The following is a 6,513-nucleotide window of genomic DNA, read 5'->3' as shown; positions in this document are numbered from 1 at the left end:
GCCTGCCTGAGCTGCTATCCGGAAGAAAAACTGCTTACAGACATCGTGAAGGACAAGAAAAAACTGGAAAAGCTGCGGTTTTTTATTTCCCATGGTACCGATGATGCCGTTATCCCTTTGGAATGGGGAAGAAAAGCTGCCGATCTGCTGTATGACCTGAGCTGTTATTTTACCTTCAGGGAATACATGAGCGGCCATGGGGTCAATCAGAAGAATTATATCGACCTGATGGATTTCTTTTCAAAATAAATATTTTTCTTAATTAATAAAAGGCCGCCCTGAAATTTCGGGCGGCCTTTTTTTTATGATCAGTTCCCTGTAAAGTAAAACAGGTATGAATCTTCAGCATATGCCTGTATCATAAGCTGATTTACGCTCTGCATTATAATTCCTTGAAATAACATAACTTAGAGGGCAATATAATGTAAAAAGACCAATCCTGCCAGGGAGGCACCGAAATTGTTGATGATAACCTGTTGTAAAGCGTATGACTAAACGCAGCCAAAAATAAGTTCCGGGAAAAATTTCGTTTGACGGAACAGACAGGCAACCCTTTAAATACACAAAAAAAATATGAATACAGAAGAAACTACATTAGACAAAATAAGAACCCGTCCCAGATTCACCATGTTTACCGATTTAACGAAGGAGGAATATGCTGAAAACCTGAAAAAATACCTTGCTGAACACAAAGATGAATTTTCCGGAAACATCAATAAGGAAATAGCCACCATCTGTGTGGAGACGGAATATGATCATTTCTGGAAGCCCAGACTTTCACTGAGAACAGAAACGGAAGATGAAAAGACGGCAATCCTTGGCGTCTTCGGACCAAGTTCCGCCGTCTGGACATTTTTTATGTTCCTGTATTTTTCTTTTTCAATTCTCTGGATGGTATTCATTTCCATGTATTACGTGGAAAAACAGATCAACAGCCATGAATTTCCATGGGCGCTTACCGCATCCTTCATTATGCTTTTCCTGATCGCCCTTACCTATATCGCCGGAAGGCTCGGCCGGTACAAAGGAAAAGAGGAGATGCTTAAGTTGAGAAGATTTGCTGAAGAATCTACCCTCCATTTTGAAAAGAAGGATTAAGGAGCCTGCATCTTCGGATCTTCAGGCATCTGTTCCAGCACGGCCTTTGCCGCCCTGATGGAATCTACCACTTTCTCCCGGTTGTCCTGCTCTTTCAGGATTTTTGCAATATTCGGCTCGATCATTTTGGTCATTTCCTCTACAGAAACGATATTGGCATTGGGATCATTCAGCAGTTTTCTCCACGGCTTTCTTTTTCCCCACGGATAATCACCATACACCATTACCGGTGTCCCTTTGGCTTTTGTCGTTGCGCCTCCAGGATTAAGCACCCAGGTATCGGCATAGCTGTACAGCCACTGGGCATCTTTCATCAGCAGCCTCAGACAGGAATGGGAAGCAGGGTATCCCGGAAGGTCATACTGGTGCCATCCGATCCCGTCAATATTGAAAATGTTGAAATTATAAGGAAGCTTCCACTCACTGCTTACGGTTGAGATAGCGAGTTTTTTCTTCCAGTTGGCGAAGGTAAGTCCTGTCTTTGTCTTAGCGGTTTTTTTACCCATACTCGTGGGGCCCCATTTTACCAATGTTCCGTTTGTATACACCCCGTATGCCTGTATCGGATAGGAAAACACAACGAATTTCTTTACAGGGCTCAGAACATCGATCTGCATCGGAAAAGGTGAATATTCCATCAGCGTCGTATCAATCTTTGCGGGAACAACCAGCGTATCGGCATTCCACTTGTTTTTAGCATCCAGGCGGTTCAAAGCATAAATAGCATACCGCTCCCCTGCAGAATATTTTTTATTGAAAACCGCAAATAAGGAATCTTTCATCTTTTTGCTTTTCGGAAAGATGAAAGCATTATAGAAACCATCTTCCTGCATAGCCGGCGGCAACGATTCCTTTTGCACCACGGAATCTTTTTTTTCGATTACCGAATCTTTCTTTTCAGAATCTGTATGCTCTGTGACCGATGATGAAGCGTCATTTATTTTATCGTTGATTTTTTCAATTTCCTTTTTACAGGAAAGCAGCATGAACATTACACATAAAGCGGATAGAAATGATTTTTTAACGGATATGTTTTTCATAAATGGAAGGACGAAATATTTCCGCTATTCAGTACAAATATCAGACCTAAATCATATCATAAAAAGGATAAGATGGCTTTGAGGGATCCTTCCGGGAATACTTTCTCTGCTGCTTTTTTAAATGAGCTTATTGTTTTTTGCATAGGCAATTGCTTCTGCGATATTGCTGACCTCTATCTTTTCGAAAAGCTTTTTTCTGTGGAATTTTACGGTATCCGGAGCAACAAATATCCTGTCAGCGATTTCATTGATTTTCAGTCCGCTTGACGAGAGGCTCAGTATTTCCTGTTCACGCTCGGTCAATCGTTTTTTTTCTCCGGCGATCCATTGGGCCGTATCCAGGTCATACCTCCAGAGATCATCCGTTCCTTCTTTACTGATGACGATATTTCCTGAAGCTTGGGCATTGGACAAGGATACCATACAGATGGCTTTCCATATTTTACCGTCTTCCGCCAGGAAAAAAGGAGTAAGCTTATGATTGATAAGGATCTCATTCTTTTTTTCGCTGATGAGATTGAAATCGTAAGAGATCATATACTTTTTCCGTTCTTCCACCTGAAGTTTCTGATAAAATTCAAATCCGGCTTCATTAACTGCTAAGAGCATCTCAAGGTCAGCAGGCCTTACATTACGGAAATAAAATTCGTAACCCATGTTTTTCACTTCCTCCGAGGTCATACCGCAGAGAAACAGCGGGTTATCCGAAACGTATTCAAATGATTGTGTCAGGTAATCAATGATGTACAGGCTCTGGTAAGACATGCGCGCAAAAGCTTTTACGGCTTCCAGATAATTATTCATCTGTGAATAATCAATCCCCGTACCTGACGTTATTTTATTATTATCGTTAAAAAATTTCTCCGTTTCTTCCATGATACAAATCAAACTACCCGAAAGTGTAGTTTTTATGGTCAGGGTACAAATCTACACAAAAGTGTAGTACCACTTATTATAAAACAGCAGTATTTTTACACCGTAATAAACCTTTAAGATACCATACAGGCTACCGTAATGCGAGCCATTGATAAAATAAAAGGAGTCAATTCCTGAAAAAAGCACAAAACCATGAACTCATTATACATCACTCAACAGTACCACCCGGATAAGGTGGTATTTTTTTGATTTCTGAATTAAGAACAGCATGATGGAGGAAGTACTGAAAGAGAAATATGATGGTTCTAAAGCAAACCAAAATCTGAACCTATAAGAGGAAATTAAGTGTTTGCACTATATATTCGCAGAAAAATCTGATCCATATCAAAACTGAGAAGAACAGTGGTTGATTATACTTTTACCTGCTTTGGTACAAAAAGAATTAAAGAATATAAATCAGGATCTGTTTTATAAATAAGCTAAAAGCGCTCGATTCAAAATGTTTCACAGAAGCCATTGGTTAATGGCTTCATACTGCCAAATGTAATAAGCTCCGTTGTTTTCCGAAGCTTATTGTTTCCCCATGCTTCTACCTGATCAGTAATGTTCCGTTACAGATGGACAAAACATTTTGCTCAATTCCAGGTTTTTAGTACTAATTCTCATGAAGGATCAGCAAATAACTTTCAAAATCTGTATAAATAAGATCAACAAATACCCTCATACTGGCGGCCGGTAATTTGCCGGATTTTATGATTTATTACCTGTTTGGCTGATGAGGTATCAGTTTCTATTTTACTCTAATTAATACCCTGGATTCTGTACAGTTAAACCATTTCCTTCGTTTATTACCTGCTGTGGAATAGGAAAAACAGTATAATAACTTAAAAATGTTTTCCCGTCGGCGGTCATTGCAGATGCTGCCTGACCGGTCCGGATAATGTCGAACCAGCGGTCATGTTCCATAGCGAGTTCCAGTCTCCGTTCTTTTCTGATAGCATCCCTTACAGCCGTATAGCCGCTAACAGAGACGGGAGCGAGGCCTGCCCTCATCCTGATCTGGTTGATATAGACCAAAGCTGTTGAAGACTGTCCCAATTCATTTAGGGCTTCTGCCTTCATCAGCAAAACTTCCGCATATCGAAGCACTTTGATATTCGAATCGGTTTCCCAGGCATCAGCATGTAAGCCAGGATAGGCTTTGTAATTATATCTGGGATTTGTGAGGCCTGATGGTATGTATCTCCCATCCCACAGGGTATTTCCTGCCGTAATGATTGTAGCATTTTTCCTTACATCTCCTGCCTCATACGCATTCTGTAGAGTTGCTGACGGTGAATTAAATCCCCAACCCCATCCTTCGTTACCTCTGCCTCCCTGGATAACGCTGTATCCCTGTATTCCGTTATAATTATTAACGGCATCGTAAGTTCCCTGTATTTCAAAGATAGATTCAGTATTATTTTCTCCGGTCACTTTAAAATTATCCTGATAGTTAGACGTTAAAGCGTAACCTGTAATCTGATCGGTATAAGTCACTACACTACTCCACTGTCCAAGATATAGCTTAACTTTTGCCATCAGTGCCAATGCTGAGCCTTTGGAAGCCCGCCATTGGTCTGCCGTTCCATAAGTGCTTTTGGGTGGTAACAGGGAAATAGCCTGTATTAAATCATTTTCGATCTGCGTATAAACTTCTGACTTCGTCTTTCTTATGTATCTGGAAGTTCTGGAGTCAAACGTATCATCAGGAGAAAAATAAGGAATAGGAACACCGCCAAAAAGCCGGACCAGATTAAAATAATAATAAGCGCGTAAAAAATAGGCCTCTCCATTCAGCCGGTTGCCGTATGTGGCATTGGAACCCATTCCCGGCAGATAATACAACGCGCGGTTACAGGAATAAACACCATTATACTGGCCTTTCCATACTTCTGCCAATGATTCCAGACCAGCATTGAAGCTTAAATTATCCAATGAAATCTTATCTCCGCCACTGTCACTTGCGGCACTCCCTTTATCTGCTTCATCCGAAACGATACTCGTAAGGCCAATCCAGGAAAATGAATGGGCATCAAAAGCTCTGGACTGCTGATAACAGGCTCCCACCAGGTTTACAGCATACTCCTGTTGTGACTGTGCATTAAGGCTGATGCAGCTTACGGCAGTGGTAATAATAAGAAAATATATCGTAGAGATTTTCATAGACTAGAATTGAAAGGTTATTACTTCTTAATGAATTTTACTGACTGCGAACGGGCATTATCCTTTAAAGTAAGGAAATAAACTCCGGGTGTTAAATCTGATACATCAATAGATTTAGAACCCGCAGCAACATTCCTTATCCGTTTTCCGGAAGATTCTGTAATTATTCCTTCATCAATAGTTGATGAGAACGGCCAGAGAATGGTGAGGGTTTCACTCACAGGATTAGGAAAAACCCGGAAGCTGTTATCATATGTTTGTACTTCCCTTGTCGCAAGATTGCTGGAATAAACAAGCTCAAAAGGGAAATCCTGCGGTACATCTGCCACAGAAGAAGGATATCCTCCATCTACAGCATTTCTTACGGAACCTATGGGCATCATATACTGCTTTGCATTCCAGTTTGCCATTGTTCTGGTGCTGCTAACGGTAATAGGCGGACAATACAAATTCAGCTGATCATTCAGCAGGTGAGTAAATGTTTCTTGCGCCTGCAGTTGCCAGAATACCCAGTAATGTCCTGCCGGCAGGGCCGTTCCGATAGTTGCCGAAATTTTCTGAACAGGTCTGTTAAGATTTACATTATTACCGGAAGCAGGTACCGAAGAATTAAAAATCCTGTTGGCGACAGGATTTGAAACCCCGGAAAAACGGTTGGTGGTAAAATCCCCGAAAACCGGTATGGCAAAAGGATCTTCTACATTAAGAATAGCAACCCTCATAACGGAAGGCGTTGTCTGCCCATAATTATTGAAATAAGCAAAGACGTTTAACTGGCTTATATTCCATGTCTCTCCTACGGGAACCGTAAAATCATCAGCCAAAAAATAACTTTCCAATGGATTTTTAAAACATGCAAAACCTGCTACACCATTGGTTTCCGAAATATTTCCCGTATCACTCTGGCATTCTGACCACGGGAGCCCGTTTAACGATGCTGAATTTACACCGCTGTGAGAAATATTTCCGGTCGTATAATTTCCATTTGAAAATGTTTGTGAGAAGAAAGTGCCTGCAATTGTGGCAGCAATAAACATGGTAATTTTTCTGATCATGGTCTTAGTGTGCTTACATTTTGTTATTCTTATCCCATGCCATAAATAAATTCATCAGGCAGATAACAGGATACATACAAATAAAAAAAGTCTTCTAAAATTAGGAGACTTTTTTGCGATCCGGACGGGACTCGAACCCGCGACCTCCGCCGTGACAGGGCGGCATTCTAACCAGCTGAACTACCGGATCAATTTTTTTAAAGTAAATTGAGAAAACTTTCTGCGATCCGGACGGGACT

At 40.9% G+C, this 6,513-nt stretch carries 6 protein-coding genes and 1 tRNA gene; 2 read left to right on the top strand and 5 right to left on the bottom strand.

What is annotated here, in order from left to right; genetic code table 11:
• Together QZ735_RS05950 and QZ735_RS05945 are read left to right on the top strand one after the other, a co-directional pair.
• Positions 1-249 (top strand): alpha/beta hydrolase (locus QZ735_RS05950; RefSeq protein WP_367117831.1); only part of this gene is annotated, 249 nt, incomplete at its 5' end.
• Positions 250-573: 324 nt separating this feature from the next.
• Positions 574-1,098 carry a hypothetical protein gene (locus tag QZ735_RS05945; protein ID WP_294245546.1) on the top strand — a complete coding sequence of 175 codons (525 nt, stop codon included), beginning with the start codon at positions 574-576 and terminating at the stop codon, positions 1,096-1,098.
• On the opposite strand, the gene QZ735_RS05940 is transcribed toward QZ735_RS05945, so the two are convergent.
• The 5 genes from QZ735_RS05940 to QZ735_RS05920 all read right to left on the bottom strand — a co-directional run bounded on the left by QZ735_RS05940 (position 1,095) and on the right by QZ735_RS05920 (position 6,464).
• Positions 1,095-2,138 (bottom strand): L,D-transpeptidase, encoded by a 1,044-nt coding sequence (locus QZ735_RS05940; protein WP_294245544.1) that lies wholly within the window; start codon positions 2,136-2,138, stop codon positions 1,095-1,097. The genes QZ735_RS05945 and QZ735_RS05940 overlap by 4 nt on opposite strands.
• 117 nt (positions 2,139-2,255) lie before the next feature.
• Complete coding sequence (locus QZ735_RS05935; protein ID WP_294245541.1) at positions 2,256-3,014, bottom strand: response regulator transcription factor; 759 nt, start codon at positions 3,012-3,014, stop codon at positions 2,256-2,258.
• A gap of 804 nt (positions 3,015-3,818) precedes the next feature.
• Positions 3,819-5,219, bottom strand: coding sequence for a RagB/SusD family nutrient uptake outer membrane protein (locus tag QZ735_RS05930; RefSeq protein WP_294245539.1), 1,401 nt, complete (start codon positions 5,217-5,219; stop codon positions 3,819-3,821).
• Between the two features lie 20 nt (positions 5,220-5,239).
• Positions 5,240-6,274, bottom strand: coding sequence for a T9SS type A sorting domain-containing protein (locus tag QZ735_RS05925; RefSeq protein WP_294245536.1), 1,035 nt, complete (start codon positions 6,272-6,274; stop codon positions 5,240-5,242).
• A gap of 116 nt (positions 6,275-6,390) precedes the next feature.
• Positions 6,391-6,464 (bottom strand) — tRNA-Asp (locus QZ735_RS05920).
• Between the last annotated feature and the right edge of the window lie 49 nt (positions 6,465-6,513).

Source organism: uncultured Chryseobacterium sp., assembly GCF_913776365.1.
Taxonomy (GTDB): Bacteria; Bacteroidota; Bacteroidia; order Flavobacteriales; family Weeksellaceae; genus Chryseobacterium.
Note: the sequence above shows the minus strand (reverse complement) of the source record. Positions and strands in the feature narration are given on the sequence as shown.